Raw genomic sequence first — 19,794 nt, 5'->3', positions numbered from 1 at the left:
AACAGCAGAAGCTGCGCGTCCCGCACAAAGGACAAAAAAATGCCACTCCTCACGGAATGGCATTTCTGGATTCGACAACGTCCGGCCTGAGATAGCTCAGGCGAGTTATCAGAACGGAATATCGTCGTCAAAATCCATTGGCGGTTCGTTGTTAGCAGGCGCGCTCTGCTGCTGTGGACGCTGCTGCGCACCGCCGCTGAACTGGTTGCCACCGCCCTGCGGCTGCTGTTGTGGCTGCTGTGGCTGGCCCCAACCATTGTTATTGCCGCCGCCCTGGCCGCCCGCCGGTGCGCCACCTGCGTTCGCGCCCTGCTGACGTCCGCCCAGCATCTGCATGGTGCCGCCAACGTTAACCACCACTTCAGTGGTGTATTTTTCCTGGCCGGCTTGATCGGTCCATTTGCGGGTACGCAGTTGGCCTTCGATGTAAACCTGAGAACCTTTACGCAGGTATTCGCCAGCCACTTCCGCCAGCTTGCCGAAAAGCACAACGCGGTGCCATTCCGTGATCTCTTTGTTTTCACCGGTTGTCTTATCGCGCCAGCTTTCTGACGTGGCCAGCGTAATGTTGGCTACCGCGCCACCATTTGGCATGTAGCGCACTTCCGGATCCTGACCCAGATTCCCGACTAGAATCACTTTGTTTACGCCACGACTGGCCATGTTGCTGTCTCCCGATGAGTTGATGCTAAAAGTCTAAGCGAAAAATTGTATCACGTCACATTGGCGTGTGCCCACTTTAGAGCGGGATTCCAAAATTTATCGGCGGACAGAATAGCAAAAACACTGGATATTTATTCAGTTTATTTTTTGTGCCATAATGGACCGTTTCTGCTGGTCGTGCTGGCAAGGCATGGCGAGTGTTGTTCAATCCGGGAAAGGTGAATGGATAAGATCGAAGTCCGCGGTGCTCGCACCCATAATTTGAAGAACATCAACCTGATCATCCCTCGCGATAAGCTCATTGTGGTCACCGGTCTGTCAGGTTCCGGTAAGTCTTCGCTGGCGTTTGATACGCTGTATGCGGAAGGCCAGCGTCGCTATGTCGAGTCGCTTTCGGCCTATGCGCGCCAGTTTCTTTCATTAATGGAGAAACCGGACGTTGACCATATTGAAGGTCTTTCGCCCGCCATCTCCATTGAGCAGAAATCGACTTCGCATAACCCGCGTTCCACTGTCGGCACCATTACCGAAATTCACGACTACCTGCGCCTGCTGTTCGCGCGCGTGGGTGAACCGCGCTGTCCGGATCATGACGTTCCACTGGCGGCGCAAACCGTGAGTCAGATGGTCGATCAGGTGCTGTCGCAGGAAGAAGGCCGTCGTCTGATGCTGCTGGCACCGGTGGTGAAAGATCGCAAAGGCGAACACACCAAAACGCTGGAAAACCTCGCCGCGCAGGGCTATATCCGTGCGCGTATCGATGGTGAAGTGTGCGATCTGTCGGATCCACCGAAGCTGGAGTTGCAGAAGAAGCACACTATCGAAGTGGTGATTGACCGCTTCCGCGTGCGCGAGGATCTGGCAACGCGTCTGGCCGAATCCTTTGAGACCACGCTGGAACTGAGCGGTGGCACGGCGATCGTCGCCGATATGGACGATACCAGCGCCGAAGAGATGCTGTTCTCGGCCAACTTTGCCTGCCCAATCTGTGGCTACAGCATGCGTGAACTCGAACCGCGCCTGTTCTCGTTCAACAACCCGGCTGGCGCCTGCCCGACCTGCGATGGCCTGGGCGTGCAGCAATATTTCGATCCCGATAGAGTGGTGCAGAACCCCGAGCTGTCGCTGGCCGGAGGCGCCATCCGCGGCTGGGATCGCCGTAACTTCTACTACTTCCAGATGCTGCGCTCGCTGGCGGAGCATCTGCAATTCGATGTCGAAGCTCCGTTTAACAGCCTGAGCGACAAAGCGCGCGAAGTGATTCTGTACGGTTCCGGCAAAGAGAATATCGAATTCAAATACATCAACGATCGCGGTGACACCTCAGTGCGCCGCCATCCATTTGAAGGCGTGCTGCACAACATGGAGCGCCGTTATAAAGAGACGGAATCCAACGCGGTGCGCGAAGAGCTGGCGAAATTTATCAGCAACCGTGCCTGCGCCAGCTGTGAAGGTACGCGTCTGCGTCGTGAAGCGCGTCATGTTTTTGTTGAAGACACCAACCTGCCGACCATCTCAGAAATGAGCATCGGTCATGCGATGGATTTCTTCGCCAACATGAAGCTGAGCGGCCAGCGTGCGCAGATTGCGGAAAAAATCCTGAAGGAGATTGGCGATCGCCTGAGCTTCCTGGTGAACGTCGGTCTGAATTACCTGTCGATGTCACGCTCGGCGGAAACGCTCTCCGGCGGTGAAGCGCAGCGTATTCGTCTGGCCAGCCAGATTGGTGCCGGTTTAGTCGGCGTGATGTACGTGCTGGATGAACCCTCAATCGGCCTTCACCAGCGCGACAACGAACGCCTGCTTGGCACGCTGATTCACCTGCGCGATCTCGGTAACACAGTGATTGTGGTGGAGCACGATGAGGATGCGATTCGTGCCGCTGACCATGTGATCGATATCGGTCCGGGCGCGGGCGTGCACGGTGGTCAGGTGGTTGCCGAAGGTGATGTGCACGCGATCATGGCGAATGAAAATTCCCTGACCGGCCAGTTCCTTAGCGGCAAACGCGAGATTGCGATTCCCCAAGAGCGCGTCAAAGGCGATCCAGCCAAAGTGCTGAAACTCACCGGTGCGCGCGGTAACAACCTCAAAGATGTCACGCTGACGATTCCGGTCGGCTTATTTACCTGCATCACCGGCGTGTCCGGATCGGGTAAATCGACGCTGATCAACGACACGCTGTTCCCGATTGCGCAGCGCCAGCTCAACGGCGCGACCACCATCGAAGCCGCGCCTTATCGTGAAATCGCCGGCCTGGAGCATTTCGATAAAGTGATCGATATCGATCAGAGCCCGATCGGTCGCACACCGCGTTCGAATCCCGCGACCTACACCGGCATTTTCACTCCGGTGCGCGAACTGTTCGCCGGCGTGCCGGAAGCGCGTTCACGCGGCTACAATCCGGGGCGCTTCAGCTTCAACGTGCGCGGCGGACGCTGCGAAGCCTGTCAGGGTGACGGCGTGATCAAGGTAGAGATGCACTTTCTGCCCGACATCTACGTGCCGTGCGACCAGTGCAAAGGCAAGCGCTATAACCGCGAAACGCTGGAGATTAAATACAAAGGCAAGAGCATCCACGAAGTGCTGGATATGACCATCGAAGAAGCCCGCGAATTTTTTGATGCGGTGCCAGCGCTGGCGCGTAAGCTGCAAACGCTGGTCGATGTCGGCCTGTCGTATATCCGTCTGGGCCAGTCAGCTACCACGCTTTCTGGTGGTGAAGCGCAGCGCGTCAAGCTGGCGCGTGAGCTGTCAAAACGCGGCACCGGCCAGACGCTCTATATCCTCGATGAGCCGACCACCGGCCTGCACTTTGCGGATATTCAGCAGTTACTGGAAGTGCTGCATCAGCTGCGCGATCAGGGCAACACCATCGTGGTGATTGAGCACAACCTCGACGTGGTGAAAACTGCAGACTGGATTGTCGATCTCGGCCCGGAAGGCGGCAGCGGCGGCGGTGAAATCCTGGTGTCCGGCACGCCAGAAACGGTGGCGGAGTGTGAAAAATCACACACGGCGCGTTTCCTTAAGCCAATGTTGAAGAAGTAAACTTCTCTCAGGCCCGCCATTGCGGGCCTGTTTTTTTCTGTCGGATTCCGCAACGAAATGCAGGAACAGGCAAGAATCAGACAACTTCAGGCATATACGCATTCCCCCCTGCTGACTATCCTTACAAAGTTCCTTTTGGCGTCCCTTACGCCCTTTATCCCTTCAGTGTGCTGAACGGGATCCCGCATAGAAATCACGACACATCCTACTGGAGACACCATGAATATTACGCATGCCTATGCCGCACAGGACGCGAAAGCAAAACTCGCCCCGTTCGATTTTAAGCCACGCGAACTGCGCGCTCATGATGTGCAGATTGAAGTGTTGTACTGCGGCGTCTGCCACTCGGACCTGCATACCGCGCGCAACGAATGGCGCAACACCATTTTTCCTGTAGTGCCTGGCCATGAAATTGTCGGTCGCGTGACGGCCGTTGGCGCTCACACCCACAACTACAAAGTGGGCGATTTGGTCGGCGTTGGTTGTATGGTTGATTCCTGCCGCAGCTGTCCAAGCTGTCAGGAAGGGCTGGAGCAGTATTGCGAAAATGGCTTCGTTGGCACCTATAACGGCGAAGACCGTGAAACCGGCGCAATCACTTACGGCGGTTACTCCACCAGCATGGTAGTAGATGAAAGCTTCGTGCTGCGCGTACCAGAAAATCTCGATCTGGCGGGCGTTGCGCCATTGCTGTGTGCCGGTATCACCACTTACTCACCGCTGCGCCACTGGAATGTCGGTCCGGGTAAAAAAGTTGGTATCGTCGGTTTGGGCGGCCTTGGTCACATGGGCGTGAAGCTAGCTCATGCGATGGGCGCACATGTGGTGCTGTTCACCACGTCACCGTCAAAAATTGAAGATGGTAAACGTCTGGGCGCTGATGAAGTGGTGATCTCGAAAGATGCCGACCAAATGGCCGCGCACACCAACAGCTTCGACTTCATCCTGAACACCGTTGCAGCGCAGCACGATCTCAACCCGTTCATCGCCCTGCTGAAGCGTGATGGCAACATGACGCTGGTCGGCGCGCCGGAGCACGATCACCCGGCACCGCAGGTCTTCAACCTGATCTTCAAACGTCGCAGCATCGCCGGTTCACTGATTGGCGGCATCGCGGAAACCCAGGAAATGCTGGATTTCTGCGGCAAGCACGGTATCACTTCAGATATCGAACTGATCGCGATGAATCAAATCAACGAAGCCTACGAACGTATGCTGAAAAGCGACGTGAAATACCGCTTCGTGATTGATATCAATACTCTGCGCGAGGAATCTGCGGCTTAATTTGCTTCAGTGTTCATCATGGTTGACGCCCGCCGCGCGCGTGGCGTCAGCCTGTTGCCAGGAAGCATCCACCAGATAGTAAATCTGCGAATCTTTTAGCGAACCATCCAGCCACAGCGTGCTCCAGTGCGACTTATTTAAATGTTCGCTGGGAAACACATCGTTGTGCTCCTCACGTAACAATTCCGCTAGCGCAGGCGTGGCTTTCAGCGACAAGGCCGGACGCCCTTTTACCTCATAAAGCATGGCAAACAGCACACCTTCACTTTTAATCTGCGTCGCCTGCCAGCACTCTTTAAAGCTTTGCTCCGCGCCCGGCTTGCTCATGCAGTACGTCAGTAAATCCGAAGTATTCATCTTTTATTCCCCTTGTAAGGTCGCCACGATACGCCGCGCACCGCCCTGCACCCGATGTTCACCCAACCAGATTCCCTGCCACGTACCTAACATCAGGCGACCGCGGTTAACCGGAATCAGCAGCGAAACGCCGAGTAATGACGATTTGATGTGTGCCGGCATGTCGTCAGCCCCTTCGTAATCGTGCTGATAAGGCGCACTTTCCGGAACATGGCGTAAGAAATGCTGCTCCATATCGCTGCGCACGGTGGGATCGCAATTCTCATTGAGCGTTAACGACGCCGATGTATGTTGCAGCAGCAGATGCAGTTGGCCGACGCGCACATCGGATAAGCCATGAAGCTGGCCGACAATCTCGTCGGTGATCAGATGAAAGCCGCGCGCTTTGGCGCCAAGCGTAAGCGTTTGTTGATGCCACATGCCAGAATCCTAAAAGTAATTACACCGTTTAAGTGTGCAGCATGTCGGCGAAAGGTAAACCCTGAAGAGAGGAAAAAGCGGCAGAGCGTGAACTCTGCCGACTGAAGGTTAGTCGCTCAGCTTAGCGGCCATGGTTTTGATGCTGCCCACATCGTCTTTAGTAATTGCAGCCAGACGTTCGCCGTACTCTTTATCAGCTTTGTAGAAGTAAGACAACATAATGGCGCGGCTCTGCACATCCACGCCTTTCAGCGCGCCGCCCAGAGAATTGATCAGATCGGTTTTCTCTTTGTCATTGAAGGAACGATACAGATCGCCCGCCTGCTTAAAGTTCTGCGTTTTGGCAATCATCGCCTGCTGCGTGGTGCCGCTCAGCGGGCTGTGGCTGTATCGGGCGCTCTGCAGCTCTTCGCGTGGATAGACACGGCTTGGCTGATAGTTGACGCCATGATCGTCAGCCTTGCCGCTGTTCATTGCGCCGTCCTGATTACCGTTGCTCACCGGCACGCGCGGCGCGTTGACCGGCAACGTCAGGCCATTGGCGCCCAAACGGTGCATCTGGGTATCGGCGTAAGAGAACAAACGACCTTGCAGCAAGCGATCTTCCGATGGCTCAATGCCCGGAACCAGATTCGATGGCGCCATCGCCACCTGCTCGGTTTCCTGGAAGAAATTATCCACGTTGCGGTTCAATTCCATCTGGCCGACTTTCACTTCTGCGATACCCGGCCAGATTTTAGTGGCGTCCAGCGGGTTGAAGTCGAACTTATCCAGATCGCTGGCTTTAATGGTTTGAATATAGAGATCCCATTTCGGGAAGTCTTTGTTGTTGATCGACGCCACTAAATCTTCGGTCATGTGGCTGAAAGTGCTGCTCTGAATAGCCGCCACTTCGCCCGGATCGAGATTTTTCTCGCCCTGCAGGGTTTTCCAGTGGAATTTCACGTAGTGCACTTCACCTTTGGCGTTGACGAACTTATAGGCGTGCACGCTGTTGCCATCCATCTGGCGATAGTTTGCTGGCGTCCCCATGTTGGAGAACAGCATGGTCAGGCCGTGCGTGGCTTCCGGTACGTGAGAGAAGAAATCAAAGGTGCGCGCGTCGTTGCCAAGATTGGTGCGTGGATCAGGCTTAAACGCATGCACCATGTCCGGGAATTTAATCGCGTCGCGGATGAAGAACACCGGCAGGTTGTTACCCACTAAATCCCAGTTGCCCTGGCTGGTGTAAAACTTGGTGGCAAAACCGCGTGGATCGCGCAGCGTTTCCGGTGAATGTTTGCTGTGTACCACGGACGAGAAGCGCACAAATACCGGCGTCACGCTGCCTGGTTTAAAGACTTCGGCGATGGTTAAGTCGCTGATATCTTTACTGGCGCGGAACTCGCCGTGCGCGCCGGTACCGCGTGCATGTACCACGCGCTCTGGAATGCGTTCTCGGTCAAAGCGTTGCAGCTTTTGGATCAGCTGCACATCTTGCAGTAACACTGCGCCATTTTCGCCTGCGGTTTGTGAGTTTTGGTTATCGCCGACGGGCGCGCCGTTATCACGCGTTAAAGCGGTGCTGTAAACCGGAAGGGAAAAGGCTAAGGCTAATACACAAGCGAGGGGTTTGACTGCAAAAGAGTAAGCGGTCCGGGTCATAAGCGTGCTTCCTTGTGAGTTTAAATATGCGACTACATTGCCGCTCTCGCGCCGTTTCAGGCTGGAGGATATTTACACTCATGGGGAGAAGCGCTAACGAGACCAGTCCGGTTTGTAGTTAAAAAAAGTTATAAATAAAAAACCGCCAAACCATGTTGGCGGTTTTTTGTGGCGCGCCGTCGCAGTGAAGTTACATCACCGCAGCAAACGCCTCAGCAACCTGGTTGACGTTACGGCTGTTCAGGCCGGCAACGCACATGCGGCCGCTGGCGATCAGATACACGCCAAACTCATCACGCAGACGGTCAACCTGCTGCGCGCTCAAGCCGGTATAGCTGAACATGCCGCGCTGTTTCAGCAGGTAATCAAAGTTTTGTCCCGGCAGTTTGGTACTCAATACTTCAACCAATGCCTGACGCATGTCGATGATGCGCAGACGCATCGCTTCGACTTCTGCCAGCCAGTTGTTGAGCAGCGCTTCGTCGTTCAGTACGCAGGAAACTACCTGCGCACCGAAGTTTGGCGGGCTGGAGTAATTGCGGCGCACGGTGGCTTTCAGCTGGCCCAACACACGAGCGGACTCTTCCGCGCTATCGCAGACAATAGACAGGCCGCCAACGCGCTCGCCGTATAGCGAGAAAATCTTGGAGAACGAGTTGCTGACCAGCGCAGGCAGACCCGCGGCCGCAATCGCGCGAATCGCATAAGCATCCGCTTCCATGCCCGCGCCAAAGCCCTGATAAGCGATATCGAGGAACGGAATCAGCTCCTGCGCTTTCAGTACTTCGGTGGTTTCATCCCACTGTGCGTTGGTGAGATCGGCGCCGGTTGGGTTATGGCAGCACGGGTGCAGCAGCACGATGGATTGCTTCGGCAAGGTTTTCAGTTTGGCGATGAACGCATCAAACTTCACGCCGTTGGTTTCCGCGTCATACCACGGATAGGTATTCACCTCGAAACCGGCACCGTTGAAGATTGCGACGTGGTTTTCCCACGTCGGATCGCTCACCCACACGTTGGACGTCGGGAAGTAACGCTTAAGGAAATCAGCACCGACTTTCAGCGCGCCTGAGCCGCCCAACGTCTGGATGGACGCAATGCGGCCCGCTTGCAGCATTGGATGTTGTTTACCGAACAGCAGCGGCGCAATGGCGTTACGGTAAGCGTTCAGACCTTCCATCGGCAGATACAGCGACGCCTGATGCGGCTGCGCCTGCAGGCGCTCTTCTGCTGCGGCGACCGCCTGCAGCTGAGGAATGATGCCCGCTTCGTTGTAATAGAGACCAATGCTCAGGTTTACTTTGTTATCGCGCGGATCTTGTTTGAAGGTTTCCATCAACGACAGAATCGGATCGCCGGCATAGGCATCAACGTTTTGAAACACGGTGCAGATCTCCATGATTGGTCATAAATAAGAGGTAAAGATGCGTCATCAAACCATGTAACGGCCGGGACGATGATTCATTGCGATGATGAGATTGAGGATCACCGCGCCCGCGATTGAAGCAAACAGCATCGGTAACGACACCACAAACAGCGACGCTAATACCACGCAGGTATCGACCGCCATTTGCAGTTTTCCGGCACGCAGACCGATGCGGTCCTGCAGCCAGAGCGCCAAAATATTAATACCGCCGAGGCTGGCTTTGTGACGGAACAACACTATAAACCCAATGCCCATCACCACGTTACCGAACAGTGTCGCATAAAACGGATTTAGCGCAGAAAAATGCACAAACAGTGGATGCAGATGGGTGAACAGCGACACCAGGCCAACCGCGCAGAAGGTTTTCAGGGTAAATTCCCAGCCCATGCGCCGCACGGCGAGCCAGTAAAAGGGCAGGTTGATCAGGAAGAAGGCGCTACCGAAGGAGAGCGGTGACAAATAGCTGATTAAGAAGGCAATACCGGCAGAACTGCCGGTGAGTGCGCCCGCCTGTTTCAGCATAATGACGCCGAAAGAGACCATTAGCGTGCCGAGGACTATCGCCAGCGCATCTTCAATCAGCGAATGCGGAACTTTAGTGGGTTGAACAACGTTATCCATGGGTTAATCTCATTGCAAATGATGCGGTTCAAATGCAAAAAACGCACCACATCGGCGGCGTATGCTCGCCGCCGATGGGTGCCAGTGATTATCCAATTGATAACTAAGGCGCTTTATTGCAGGTTTTTGTGCATCAGTTGAGACTTAAACCATCAACCCATGCACAAATCTGTTTTCTGGTGCGCGTTTTTTGCATTATTAAGGCAATAATTGCACCAGATTAGCACGTCACGCACTTTTTTGGCGCGTTTTGTGCTGTGGGATGATCATCAAACCGTTCTCTTTCAAACGGCTCAATACCACGGAGGTTTTCACGTGCGCCACGCTTTGATGGCCAGCCACTAACTGGCTGATCAGCGCGCTCAGTGAAGCCAGATCGGCTACCGCCACTTTCAGCAGATAATCGGCATCGCCGGTGGTTTTGAACGCATCAACAATCGCGGCTTCTTCTTCCACCATGCGATGGAAACTCTCTTCATAATCCGGCGTATGGTTTTTCAATCGCACTTCAATCAATCCCACCATGCCAAGGCCCACCGCGTCGGGCGAGAGGCGTGCGTGATAGCCGAGAATGAGATTGGCCTGCTCAAGATTGATGCGGCGGCGTGAACATTGCGACGCCGAAAGTCCGACTAAATCACTGAGTTCCTGGTTGGTGAGGCGTCCGTTAGATTGTAATAATGTCAATATCTTAAGGTCGTGATCGTCTACCTGAGTCATTCTGTTTCCACAGCGTAATAAGGGGCGCTTTGCTACAGATAACCTGATTAAAGCCGGGGTTGTCCAACACTATTTTCTGATGACGTGAAATGCATGCACAAAACGTGCATGCATCCGGAATGAAAGGGTTATTCGTCGTCGTATTGCGGGCCAGCGTAGTTATCAAAGCGCGACCATTGGCCATTAAAGGTCAAGCGTACCGTACCGATCGGGCCGTTACGCTGCTTACCCAGGATGATCTCGGCGATGCCTTTAAGATCGCTGTTTTCGTGATACACCTCGTCACGGTAGATGAACATGATCAAGTCGGCATCCTGCTCGATCGAACCTGATTCACGCAGATCCGAGTTCACTGGGCGCTTATCCGCACGTTGTTCCAGTGAGCGGTTTAGCTGCGACAGCGCCACCACCGGCACATTCAGCTCTTTCGCCAGCGCTTTGAGCGAGCGCGAGATTTCAGCGATCTCCAGCGTACGGTTGTCCGACAGCGCAGGCACGCGCATCAGCTGCAGATAGTCGATCATGATCAGGCTCAACCCGCCGTTTTCGCGGAAGATGCGGCGCGCGCGTGAGCGCACTTCGGTGGGCGTCAGGCCAGAAGAGTCATCGATAAACATGTTCTTCTTCTCAAGCAAAATCCCCATAGTGGCGGAAATGCGCGCCCAATCTTCATCTTCCAGCTGACCGGTACGAATGCGCGTCTGATCCACGCGCGACAGCGACGCCAGCATACGCATCATCAGCTGCTCGCTGGGCATCTCCAGGCTGAAAATCAACACCGGCTTGTCCTGCAACATCGCGGCGTTTTCGCACAAATTCATGGCGAAGGTGGTTTTACCCATCGAAGGACGCGCCGCGACGATGATCAGATCCGAGCCCTGTAAACCGGCGGTTTTTTTGTTCAAATCCTGATAGCCGGTATCGACGCCGGTGACGCCGTCGTGCGGCGTTGAGACCAGCGACTCAATGCGCGATACCGTGGCTTCCAGAATCTGCTCGATATTCTGCGGGCCCTGATCTTTATTAGCGCGCTGTTCAGCAATTTTGAAAACGTTCGATTCAGCAAAGTCGAGCAGATCTTCACTGCTGCGTCCTTGCGGATCGTAACCGGCATCGGCGATTTGGTTCGCCACCGAAATCATTTCGCGCACTACCGCACGTTCACGCACGATATCGGCATAAGCACCAATGTTCGCGGCACTTGGCGTATTTTTTGCCAGTTCGGCCAGATAGGCGAAGCCGCCGGCCATCTCTAATTCACCTAGCGTTTCCAGCGATTCAGAGAGCGTAATCAGGTCGATCGGCTGGCCAGCTTCCAGCAAACGCTGCATTTCCGTGAAAATCAGACGGTGCGAGCGGTTGAAGAAATCACTGGCGACGACGCGTTCAGAAACGTTGTCCCAGCGCTGGTTATCCAGCATCAACCCACCGAGCACCGACTGCTCCGCTTCTATGGAATGCGGCGGCATTTTCACGCCTTCCAGCTGCCGATCGCGGGGTTCGTTCGATTTGTTGGTGGGTTTATTTCCTGCCATAGTGAATGCATTACCGATCGTGAAAGGGACGCGCAAGTATACCGTCCCAGGATGAACAATCACAGGAGTCAGAATGGCAAAGCGTATTCAGTTCAACCAACACGGCGGCCCAGATGTACTGCAATGGGTCGATTTCGAACTGGCCGATCCCGCCGAACATGAAGTGCAGGTGGAAAACAAGGCGATTGGCATTAACTACATTGATACCTACGTGCGTAGCGGCTTGTATCCGCAAAGCAGCTTCCCTTCCGGCCTGGGTACCGAAGCAGCCGGCGTGGTGAAGCGCGTCGGATCGGCGGTGACGCGGTTTAAGGCGGGCGATCGCGTGGTCTATTGCCAGGCCGCGCTGGGCGCCTACAGCGAAGTGCACAATGTGGCGGAAGATCGTCTGGTGATCCTGCCCGACAGCATCTCCTTTGAGCAAGGCGCGGCCTCTTTCCTCAAAGGTTTAACCGTGCTGTATCTGCTGCGCCAAACCTATAAAGTGAAAGCTGATGAAATCTTCCTGTTCCACGCCGCCGCGGGTGGCGTGGGTTTGATCGCCTGCCAATGGGCCAAAGCGCTCGGCGCACATCTGATTGGCACGGTGGGTTCGGCTGAGAAAGCGAAGATAGCTAAAGATGCCGGTGCCTGGGCGACAATTAACTATCGTGAAGAGAATATCGCGAAGCGCGTCAGCGAGTTGACCCATGGCGAGAAAGTGGCCGTGGTGTATGACTCGGTGGGGAAAGATACCTGGGAACCATCGCTGGATAGCCTGCGTCGCCACGGGTTAATGGTCAGCTTTGGTAATGCGTCGGGTCCGGTTACCGGCGTTGATCTCGGCATTCTCAACAAGAAAGGCTCGCTGTTCATCACCCGACCTTCGCTGTTCGGTTACATCACCAACCGTGAAGAACTGGATGCCGCCAGCAATGAGTTGTTCTCACTGATCGCCAGCCGCGCGATTCAGCTTAACGTGCCCGAGCAGCAGAAATTTGCCTTGAGTGACGCGGTGCGCGCGCATCAGGTGCTGGAGAGTCGCGCGACTCAGGGTTCCAGCCTGCTGATTCCCTGATCGTTAAATGCAAACGGGGCTTCCCGTAGGAAGCCCCTTTTTTTCTTTCTTTTTATAGTTCGCGCTGGTGTAGGGACAGCGGCGATGAATTCTTTTGAAACAACGCCAATCATCCTGACAGAAAACATAAGTAAAAAATATGTTTAAATGCGGAATAATGCTAAGCAATATCCGAGTCTGTGATCGTCACCGCAATTAGCGCCAGTCCCTTCTATCTAAGTCGCTGATTTTTCTTTTCAGCCTGCGCAACTTTGCCTCACCTGCAGGCGTGGTAAATGCCCGATAAAGCCAGACAGCGACAACCGCCAATACCAGCCATGGCAACACTTTAATAACAATTGCCAGCAATCCGCCAAAGAACATCAAAGCGGTCGCCACCACCAATGCTGCAATAACGCCCAGCAACGAAACGCCGGTGAACAGCAGCATCAGAAAAAAGCCGATAACAAATAGAATTTCCACGAAGGCTCTCCTGTGTAAGTAACATCAGGGACATTACAAAATACGTGCCAGGTTATAAAAATAGCTAACTGCTTGAAAGCAATGGACAAGAGTTGAATGAAGAAGTAATGAGGTGATGAAAAAAACTAATTCTCGGCGTAGAAATAACCATCTATAAAATTATGGTACTGGCTTTACGGTGCGCATGAAGGCGCACCGTATCAAACCGGAAGGTTCCGGCATGCTAAACAGTGATTACATCACTTCCTGCGGGATCTTATCCGCTACCAGCGCTAACGCCGCTTCCAGCACGCGCACATCGGCGCCGGGTTTGTGGGCGTTTTCACTTAAATAGCGACGCCACTGGCGCGCACCCGGAATGCCCTGGAACAGGCCAAGCATATGGCGCGTCACATGGCCGAGGTACATGCCTTTGGATAGTTCAGCTTCAATGTAGGGATACATCGAGCGCACCACCGCTACCGGATCGACGCGCGGCATATCGCGACCAAACAGCTCGCGGTCAACCTGCGCCAGAATGCCCGGATTCTGATAGGCTTCGCGCCCCATCATCACGCCATCCATATGCTGCAGATGCAGTTTGGCCTCTTCCAGCGTTTTGATGCCGCCATTAATCGCCATGGTCAGCGCCGGAAAATCGCGCTTCAGCTGGTAAACGCGGGGATAATCGAGCGGCGGAATCTCGCGATTCTCTTTCGGGCTTAAACCCGACAGCCACGCTTTGCGCGCGTGGATAATAAAGGTATCGCAGCCGCCCTGTTGCGCCACAGTGCCAATAAAATCACACAGGAATTCGTAGCTGTCCTGCTCATCAATACCGATGCGGGTTTTGACCGTCACCGGAATGCTCACCACATCGCGCATCGCTTTAATGCAGTCGGCAACCAGCGCCGCATCGCCCATCAGGCAGGCGCCAAAACGGCCGTTCTGGACGCGATCGGATGGACAACCCACGTTGAGGTTGATCTCATCGTAGCCACGCTCTTCTGCCAGCTTAGCGCACTGCGCCAGGGCGGCGGGATCGCTGCCACCCAGCTGCAGCGCCAGCGGATGCTCTTCCTCGCTGTAGGCCAGATAGTCGCCTTTACCGTGAATGATCGCGCCGGTCGTCACCATTTCGGTGTACAGCAGCGTATCACCGCTCAGCTTACGGTGAAAATAACGACAGTGACGATCGGTCCAGTCGAGCATTGGGGCGATGGAAAAACGTTGCGAGGAAAAAGTATCGGTCATGAAACGCAGTAAATCCGCAGTAAGTAAGTGATGAGAAACTGCGCAATCATATCACAGCAAAACGGGCGGCACAGCCGCCCGTTATCAGACGGGTAATTAGAAGTTGAATCCGAGCTGCAGCATGGCACCTACGGTGTTGTCTTTACCTACAGAACCGGCCAGGTCCAGATGGACAGCATTGTTGAACGGTGACACACCCAAACCGGCGGTGAACACGTCAGTATCGGTCGACTTCAGATCGGCGCGATAGCCGGCACGCAGCGCCAGCCAATCCAGCACACGATATTCCGCACCTACGCCAGCATATTGGCTGGTGTCTTCCGACTTGAAGCGCTTGGTTTCAGTCAGATCAACATCCCCAGCCAGCGTAAACGGCCCGTTATTCCAGGAGAGCCCTGTAGTGACCAACGGACGAATTTGATAAGTATCGCGGTAACCGTTCACCTCTTTGGTATCGAGATCGCGCGAGATCAGGTTTTGTCCGGTCACACCAAAGGTCCAGTTCTCACCGAAATCTGTTGCGACACCCGCATCCATGTTGAAACCGGTATCGCTGCTACGGTAGCGGCTGCTGTTGATGTCGCTCTTGTCGTAGTTGTAGATACTCGCGGTGTAGTTATACAGCCAGGTTTTCTGCAGCTTTGGCGTCACGCCGACAGAAACCGGATGGCCGGCAATTGAGAACTCATGCGCGACTGACACACCATAATCGGTGACTAATGCCGCCAGGCCATTGGCACTGGAGCGTAAGTTATTTTCATCACCCGGCACAGGCACTCTCGTGCCATTGGCAACCGCGCGCAGGTAAGCAATATCGCTATCTGCCACGTTGGCGCGCACAATCGCAGTGCCGTAAGCCTTGGTGATAAAGGCAAAAGGTAAGGTTTCATTCGGAACGGTGACGGCCACGGCCACGCCAGCTGTCGCGTGAGCTTTATTACCACGCAGATCGCTGAGCTGGTTTGCCATATCGCCTGCGGCGGCCTTCAGCTGCGGGTAACCATTGAGGTAATCCTGAAAGGTCAGGTTATCGATCACATCCTGATAACGATCAACGGTATCGGTAATGTCGTCAACGCGATCGATCAATTTGTCTTTGTCGGTAACCTGTGCGCCGGCTGATGGCAGAATGATGCTGACGTTATCTTCAGGCTGCGCCTTGGTCATCAATGCTGGGTTAGCCAGCACCGCTGAACTCCAGGTGGAAGAGGCTACGCCGGTACCGCCCATTGCGTCGTTACGCGCGTCGTACCATGTACCTGCTGCCAGAGCTGAGGAAGAGAGAAATACTGCATTCAAACCAACAAGATAAGCTACTTTTTTGTGCCTGAATAATGTCTTCGCCATGAGCCTGCCATCACCTTTGAAATGTCGCTGAATCACTCACCGACTGAAAGTTTAGTTAGCCGCTATTCTGAACCCTGGCTAACGCTTCATTGCTGTGAATTAAAAAGAAATAGCACTGCTATTCGCAGAATTGGACGCTTCCACGCCATTCCGCTGTGTTTTTATGCAGAAAAATTAACAGTGAGTAAATTGAGACCAGAAATTACTTAAGACCTTTTGAACCATAGCCGCTAACCCGGTGAGTTGCAAAGCAAAATCCGTGCAGACGTTGCGCTGCCTGGCCGGACGCATTTTACAGACATAAGGGTTGCAGCAATATTGACGGAAAAATGGCGAAGGTAATCTATTGATTGGGGAGAATTTTCTTAGGGATTTTAAGGACAATAAGCAATCACAGCAGCGTAAAAATTTGTGTGATAAAATAACATCACCTGCAACCCGGAGAATGCTTATGTCAAACCTCACGCCAGAACAACTTCTTACCCAGGCTGAATCACTTTGCCTTGATCGCGGCGTGCGCCTGACCACTCAACGCGCCGAAGTGTTGCGCTTAATGGCAGAGCAGAACGGTTCGATAAGCGCTTACGATTTGCTGGATCAACTGCGTGTCAGTGAACCGCAAGCAAAACCGCCCACCATCTATCGCGCGCTGGATTTCCTGCTGGAACAGGGATTTATTCATCGCGTAGAGTCAAATAACAGTTACGTGGTTTGCCATCATTTTGATGAGCCAGCACATACTTCTGTGATGTTGGTGTGTGACGGTTGTGCGGCAGTTAGCGAAAAACATGCTCATGGCGTGGAAAAAACCATCGCTGCATTAGCGGATCAGGCGGGATTTTCTCTGCGACATACCGTGATTGAGGCACATGGCCTGTGTGAAAATTGCGCAGAAGTGGCGGCTTGTACGCACCATGAAAGCTGCGAGCATGACCATCAGGTCGAGGGTAAAAAGCGGGTAAGAAAATAGGGAGGCACATCCCTGTGCCGGGCCAATCACTACGCTAAATGATTGGCGGGTAGGAGCATCATCCGTGAAGTGAGATTACCAGCGGTAATCTTTGTTGGTTGTTTCCCAGTCTTTCACTTCTTTCTCGGCCTGGTCTTTACCATAACCGTAGCGTTCCTGGATTTTACCAACCAGCTGATCGCGTTTACCTTCGATCACAGTGAAGTCGTCATCGGTCAGCTTGCCCCACTTCTCTTTAAACTTGCCTTTGAACTGCTTCCAGTTTCCGCTCGCTTCGTCTTTGTTCATAATATTCCTCCACTACATCCTGAGTGAGATAGATATATTGCCTGCTTAGCTGGCGATATACCCAGACAACGCGCTACTCATATGCGCCGTATGAGGTAATTGTAGTAGCCGCTTCGCAGTTTGCAGGGAAATACAGATTAATCTGTAGGTTACGCTTCGCTTATTCAGGCGTTAAACCAGCTATCGCGCCGCCAGTGACCACGCCAAATGAGCCACAGCGTGAGTCCGCGTAACGCGAGGAATACCGTCACCGCCAGCCATAAACCGTGATTACCGAGCCACGGCAGCGTGAGCAGCGAGACACCGTAGCCGATCGCCGCCATCACCATGCTGTTGCGCATCTCACGCCCGCGCGTCGCGCCGATAAACATGCCGTCCAGCAGATAGCACCAGACGCCAACCAGCGGCAGAATCACTTGCCAAATCAGATAGCGGTCGGCCATCTCTCGTAGCGCTTCCAGTGACGTCAGCATCGCCACAATCTCCGGACCGGTGAATGCATAAATCAGCGCAAAGATCGCGGCGATGAAGCATGCCTGGCGACAAGCCGCATGCCAAATCAGCAATAGTCGGCTGCGATCTTTGGCCCCAACCGCTTCACCCGAACAGGCTTCAACCGCGTAGGCAAATCCATCAAGCGCGTATGCGGTGAAAGTGAGGAACATCAGAAGCACCGCATTGACTGCCACTACATCCGGCCCAATGCGTGCGCCAAGGATGGTGAGCGACGCGAAGCAGATTTGCAGCATCAAAGACCGCAGCATAATGTCGCGATTGAGGCGGAATAGCCGCGCCGCATCGCCGCGCCAGCTGCTTTTGAGTAAAGCAAAATGGATACCGCGCATCTTTAGCACCCGCGCCACCATCCACAAACCCACGCCCAGCGTGACATATTCTGCCAGCGCGGTAGCCGCCGCCGCTCCGGCGACACCCCAATGCAGTTTGAGCACGAACAGCAGATCCAGCAGGATATTCACCAGGTTGCCGATGATTAGCAGCACCATCGGTGCCCGCGCATACTGCACGCCCAGCAGCCAGCCAAGAATCACCAAATTGGCCAAGGTTGCGGGCGCACTTAGCCAGCGAATCTCAATAAATATTTTCGCCTGTTGCTGCACTTCCGGGCTGCCACCCATTAACGCTGCCGCCAGGCTGCTGACCGGCGTTCGCAGCACCATAAACAGCGCACCAAAAACCAGCGCAATCAGTAGCGGCTGTGTTAAGGCGCGCGCCAGCGCCGTTTTGTCATTGGCGCCAAATGCCTGAGCGGTGAGTCCGGTGGTGCTCATGCGCAGGAACAGCAGGAGCATAAAGATGAAGCTGGTGGCGGTTGTGCCCACGGCGACGCCACCGAGGTAGATCGGGCTATCGAGATGACCAATAACGGCGGTATCCACTACACCCAGTAATGGGACGGTGATATTTGACAGGATCATCGGCAGCGCTAGCCGCCAGAGCGTTTTATCTGAAGAGGAAAACAGCTGCATTAGCCCATTCCGTTGTGTGCGGTAATCAGCGTAATGGCGCCAGAATGAGCCGCAGAAAGAGTCACAGAGAAGTAAAACAGCAGACTGCGGTCAGCGCAAACACGCACCGCCGCAGTTAAAGTGGATCAGAAACTGATCAGAGCCACTCGCCGTTGCGCACAATCCCGACAGCTAAACCTTCAACGGTTAGCGACTGCTCACGGGTATCCACGACAATCGGCTGAAAATCGGTGTTTTCCGGCAGCAGATGGACAATCGCACCCTGCTTTTTCCAGCGTTTCACTGTGACTTCATCATCAATGCGCGCCACGACAACCTGGCCGTTACGCACTTCCTGCGTTTTGTGTACCGCTAACAGATCGCCATCCATAATGCCGATGTCTTTCATCGACATACCGCTCACGCGCAGCAGGAAATCGGCGCTCGGTTTAAAGAGGTTAGCATCCACCTGATAGTGGGCTTCGATGTGTTCTTGAGCCAGCAAAGGTTCACCGGCAGCGACGCGGCCAATCAGCGGCAGCCCTTCGCTTGGTTCTTCTTCCATCAGCAAACGAATCCCGCGCGATGCGCCGGAAACAATTTCAATTACGCCTTTACGCGCCAGCGCTTTCAGATGCTCTTCGGCAGCATTGGGCGAGCGGAAACCCAGTTGCGCAGCAATTTCCGCACGCGTTGGCGGCATGCCCGTCTGGTTAATATGGTCGCGAATCAGGTCATAGACCTGTTGCTGCCGTGCAGTTAACGCTTTCATCCCGCCCCCTGGTTGTTTATACAGTCGCTGTGAGTATATACAGGTATTCGCGAAATGAAAACCGTAACAGAGGGAAAAATCAGCGGTTTGATGAATCTGGAATCCCTATCTCAAATGCGTCCAGAGCAGCGCGATCCAGACGAACAGAGCCAGTAAGATAGTCAGCAATACGGCAGCCGATCCCATATCTTTAGCGCGGCCCGCGAGCGGATGTTGCTCCTGCCCGATGCGGTCGACCACCGCTTCGATAGCGCTATTAAGGATCTCAACGATGATAACCAGCACTACCGAGCCAATCATCAGGATGCGGGAAAGGGTATCTACATCCAGCCAGCAAGCCACGAGAATGGCCACCAGCGCGGCAATGGCTTCCTGCCGAAAAGCGGCTTCGTGCTGCCATGCGGCACGCAGGCCCTGCCAGGAATAACCGGCGGCTTTCACTATTCTTACTAAACCGGTGACGTTATTTGCCATGTCT

Annotated in this window: 19 protein-coding genes; 4 read left to right on the top strand and 15 right to left on the bottom strand. The window is 54.2% G+C overall.

What is annotated here, in order from left to right; translation table 11 throughout:
* Positions 1 to 108: 108 nt before the first annotated feature.
* Positions 109 to 663: a single-stranded DNA-binding protein SSB1 gene (ssb1, locus tag FCN45_RS01640; RefSeq protein WP_061718369.1), complete on the bottom strand. Its 555-nt coding sequence runs from the start codon at positions 661 to 663 to the stop codon at positions 109 to 111.
* A 222-nt stretch (positions 664 to 885) separates the two neighbouring features.
* On the opposite strand from ssb1, the gene uvrA reads away from it, so the two are divergent.
* Together uvrA and FCN45_RS01630 are read left to right on the top strand one after the other, a co-directional pair.
* Positions 886 to 3,714 (top strand): excinuclease ABC subunit UvrA, encoded by a 2,829-nt coding sequence (gene uvrA, locus FCN45_RS01635; protein ID WP_101763058.1) that lies wholly within the window; start codon positions 886 to 888, stop codon positions 3,712 to 3,714.
* Between the two features lie 219 nt (positions 3,715 to 3,933).
* Positions 3,934 to 4,998 carry an NAD(P)-dependent alcohol dehydrogenase gene (locus FCN45_RS01630; protein ID WP_137384967.1) on the top strand — a complete coding sequence of 355 codons (1,065 nt, stop codon included), beginning with the start codon at positions 3,934 to 3,936 and terminating at the stop codon, positions 4,996 to 4,998.
* Between the two features lie 6 nt (positions 4,999 to 5,004).
* Here FCN45_RS01630 and FCN45_RS01625 read toward each other — a convergent pair whose 3' ends face one another.
* The 7 genes from FCN45_RS01625 to dnaB form a co-directional block, all read right to left on the bottom strand.
* Positions 5,005 to 5,355 (bottom strand): MmcQ/YjbR family DNA-binding protein, encoded by a 351-nt coding sequence (locus tag FCN45_RS01625; protein ID WP_101763060.1) that lies wholly within the window; start codon positions 5,353 to 5,355, stop codon positions 5,005 to 5,007.
* A 3-nt stretch (positions 5,356 to 5,358) separates the two neighbouring features.
* Positions 5,359 to 5,775 carry a secondary thiamine-phosphate synthase enzyme YjbQ gene (locus tag FCN45_RS01620; RefSeq protein WP_061718371.1) on the bottom strand — a complete coding sequence of 139 codons (417 nt, stop codon included), beginning with the start codon at positions 5,773 to 5,775 and terminating at the stop codon, positions 5,359 to 5,361.
* A 108-nt stretch (positions 5,776 to 5,883) separates the two neighbouring features.
* A complete protein-coding gene (locus tag FCN45_RS01615; RefSeq protein WP_137384966.1) occupies positions 5,884 to 7,419 on the bottom strand; it encodes a catalase in 1,536 nt (511 codons plus the stop codon).
* A 190-nt stretch (positions 7,420 to 7,609) separates the two neighbouring features.
* Positions 7,610 to 8,803 (bottom strand): amino acid aminotransferase, encoded by a 1,194-nt coding sequence (locus FCN45_RS01610; protein ID WP_137384965.1) that lies wholly within the window; start codon positions 8,801 to 8,803, stop codon positions 7,610 to 7,612.
* Positions 8,804 to 8,851: 48 nt separating this feature from the next.
* Entirely contained in the window at positions 8,852 to 9,466 is a 615-nt protein-coding gene (locus tag FCN45_RS01605) for a YitT family protein (RefSeq protein ID WP_008109953.1), read from the bottom strand.
* Between the two features lie 228 nt (positions 9,467 to 9,694).
* Positions 9,695 to 10,186 carry an Lrp/AsnC family transcriptional regulator gene (locus FCN45_RS01600; RefSeq protein WP_097095220.1) on the bottom strand — a complete coding sequence of 164 codons (492 nt, stop codon included), beginning with the start codon at positions 10,184 to 10,186 and terminating at the stop codon, positions 9,695 to 9,697.
* A gap of 128 nt (positions 10,187 to 10,314) precedes the next feature.
* The gene (dnaB, locus tag FCN45_RS01595; protein ID WP_101763062.1) at positions 10,315 to 11,721 is read right to left on the bottom strand and encodes a replicative DNA helicase; all 1,407 of its coding nucleotides are present in this window, start codon (positions 11,719 to 11,721) and stop codon (positions 10,315 to 10,317) included.
* Between the two features lie 73 nt (positions 11,722 to 11,794).
* Here dnaB and FCN45_RS01590 point away from each other — a divergent pair, with 73 nt between their 5' ends.
* A complete protein-coding gene (locus FCN45_RS01590) occupies positions 11,795 to 12,778 on the top strand; it encodes a quinone oxidoreductase (RefSeq protein ID WP_137384964.1) in 984 nt (327 codons plus the stop codon).
* 195 nt (positions 12,779 to 12,973) lie between these two features.
* Here FCN45_RS01590 and pspG read toward each other — a convergent pair whose 3' ends face one another.
* The 3 genes from pspG to traF all read right to left on the bottom strand — a co-directional run bounded on the left by pspG (position 12,974) and on the right by traF (position 15,820).
* The gene (gene pspG / locus FCN45_RS01585; protein WP_246862561.1) at positions 12,974 to 13,207 is read right to left on the bottom strand and encodes an envelope stress response protein PspG; all 234 of its coding nucleotides are present in this window, start codon (positions 13,205 to 13,207) and stop codon (positions 12,974 to 12,976) included.
* A gap of 267 nt (positions 13,208 to 13,474) precedes the next feature.
* Positions 13,475 to 14,473, bottom strand: a complete 999-nt coding sequence (dusA, locus tag FCN45_RS01580) for a tRNA dihydrouridine(20/20a) synthase DusA (RefSeq protein WP_137384962.1) — start codon at positions 14,471 to 14,473, stop codon at positions 13,475 to 13,477.
* A 96-nt stretch (positions 14,474 to 14,569) separates the two neighbouring features.
* Complete coding sequence (gene traF / locus FCN45_RS01575; RefSeq protein ID WP_137384961.1) at positions 14,570 to 15,820, bottom strand: conjugal transfer protein TraF; 1,251 nt, start codon at positions 15,818 to 15,820, stop codon at positions 14,570 to 14,572.
* 451 nt (positions 15,821 to 16,271) lie between these two features.
* On the opposite strand from traF, the gene zur reads away from it, so the two are divergent.
* Entirely contained in the window at positions 16,272 to 16,790 is a 519-nt protein-coding gene (zur, locus tag FCN45_RS01570; protein ID WP_101763067.1) for a zinc uptake transcriptional repressor Zur, read from the top strand.
* A 75-nt stretch (positions 16,791 to 16,865) separates the two neighbouring features.
* Here zur and FCN45_RS01565 read toward each other — a convergent pair whose 3' ends face one another.
* From FCN45_RS01565 to FCN45_RS01550, 4 genes are all read right to left on the bottom strand, one after another.
* A complete protein-coding gene (locus FCN45_RS01565) occupies positions 16,866 to 17,078 on the bottom strand; it encodes a CsbD family protein (RefSeq protein ID WP_110868149.1) in 213 nt (70 codons plus the stop codon).
* A 164-nt stretch (positions 17,079 to 17,242) separates the two neighbouring features.
* Entirely contained in the window at positions 17,243 to 18,565 is a 1,323-nt protein-coding gene (gene dinF / locus FCN45_RS01560; protein ID WP_137384960.1) for an MATE family efflux transporter DinF, read from the bottom strand.
* Between the two features lie 136 nt (positions 18,566 to 18,701).
* On the bottom strand, positions 18,702 to 19,316 hold the full coding sequence (gene lexA, locus FCN45_RS01555) for a transcriptional repressor LexA (RefSeq protein ID WP_008109941.1): 615 nt from the start codon (positions 19,314 to 19,316) through the stop codon (positions 18,702 to 18,704).
* A 105-nt stretch (positions 19,317 to 19,421) separates the two neighbouring features.
* Complete coding sequence (locus FCN45_RS01550; protein ID WP_101763070.1) at positions 19,422 to 19,790, bottom strand: diacylglycerol kinase; 369 nt, start codon at positions 19,788 to 19,790, stop codon at positions 19,422 to 19,424.
* Between the last annotated feature and the right edge of the window lie 4 nt (positions 19,791 to 19,794).

Source organism: Pantoea sp. SO10 (assembly GCF_005281435.1).
Taxonomy (GTDB): domain Bacteria; phylum Pseudomonadota; class Gammaproteobacteria; order Enterobacterales; family Enterobacteriaceae; genus Pantoea; species Pantoea leporis.
Note: the sequence above shows the minus strand (reverse complement) of the source record. Positions and strands in the feature narration are given on the sequence as shown.

Coding starts and splice junctions, on each gene's coding strand:
- ssb1 (WP_061718369.1), bottom strand. CDS start 663: ATGGCCAGTCGTGGCGTAAACAAAGTGATTCTAGTCGGGAATCTGGGT.
- uvrA (WP_101763058.1), top strand. CDS start 886: ATGGATAAGATCGAAGTCCGCGGTGCTCGCACCCATAATTTGAAGAAC.
- FCN45_RS01630 (WP_137384967.1), top strand. CDS start 3,934: ATGAATATTACGCATGCCTATGCCGCACAGGACGCGAAAGCAAAACTC.
- FCN45_RS01625 (WP_101763060.1), bottom strand. CDS start 5,355: ATGAATACTTCGGATTTACTGACGTACTGCATGAGCAAGCCGGGCGCG.
- FCN45_RS01620 (WP_061718371.1), bottom strand. CDS start 5,775: ATGTGGCATCAACAAACGCTTACGCTTGGCGCCAAAGCGCGCGGCTTT.
- FCN45_RS01615 (WP_137384966.1), bottom strand. CDS start 7,419: ATGACCCGGACCGCTTACTCTTTTGCAGTCAAACCCCTCGCTTGTGTA.
- FCN45_RS01605 (WP_008109953.1), bottom strand. CDS start 9,466: ATGGATAACGTTGTTCAACCCACTAAAGTTCCGCATTCGCTGATTGAA.
- FCN45_RS01600 (WP_097095220.1), bottom strand. CDS start 10,186: ATGACTCAGGTAGACGATCACGACCTTAAGATATTGACATTATTACAA.
- dnaB (WP_101763062.1), bottom strand. CDS start 11,721: ATGGCAGGAAATAAACCCACCAACAAATCGAACGAACCCCGCGATCGG.
- FCN45_RS01590 (WP_137384964.1), top strand. CDS start 11,795: ATGGCAAAGCGTATTCAGTTCAACCAACACGGCGGCCCAGATGTACTG.
- pspG (WP_246862561.1), bottom strand. CDS start 13,207: ATGCTGCTGTTCACCGGCGTTTCGTTGCTGGGCGTTATTGCAGCATTG.
- dusA (WP_137384962.1), bottom strand. CDS start 14,473: ATGACCGATACTTTTTCCTCGCAACGTTTTTCCATCGCCCCAATGCTC.
- traF (WP_137384961.1), bottom strand. CDS start 15,820: ATGGCGAAGACATTATTCAGGCACAAAAAAGTAGCTTATCTTGTTGGT.
- zur (WP_101763067.1), top strand. CDS start 16,272: ATGTCAAACCTCACGCCAGAACAACTTCTTACCCAGGCTGAATCACTT.
- FCN45_RS01565 (WP_110868149.1), bottom strand. CDS start 17,078: ATGAACAAAGACGAAGCGAGCGGAAACTGGAAGCAGTTCAAAGGCAAG.
- dinF (WP_137384960.1), bottom strand. CDS start 18,565: ATGCAGCTGTTTTCCTCTTCAGATAAAACGCTCTGGCGGCTAGCGCTG.
- lexA (WP_008109941.1), bottom strand. CDS start 19,316: ATGAAAGCGTTAACTGCACGGCAGCAACAGGTCTATGACCTGATTCGC.
- FCN45_RS01550 (WP_101763070.1), bottom strand. CDS start 19,790: ATGGCAAATAACGTCACCGGTTTAGTAAGAATAGTGAAAGCCGCCGGT.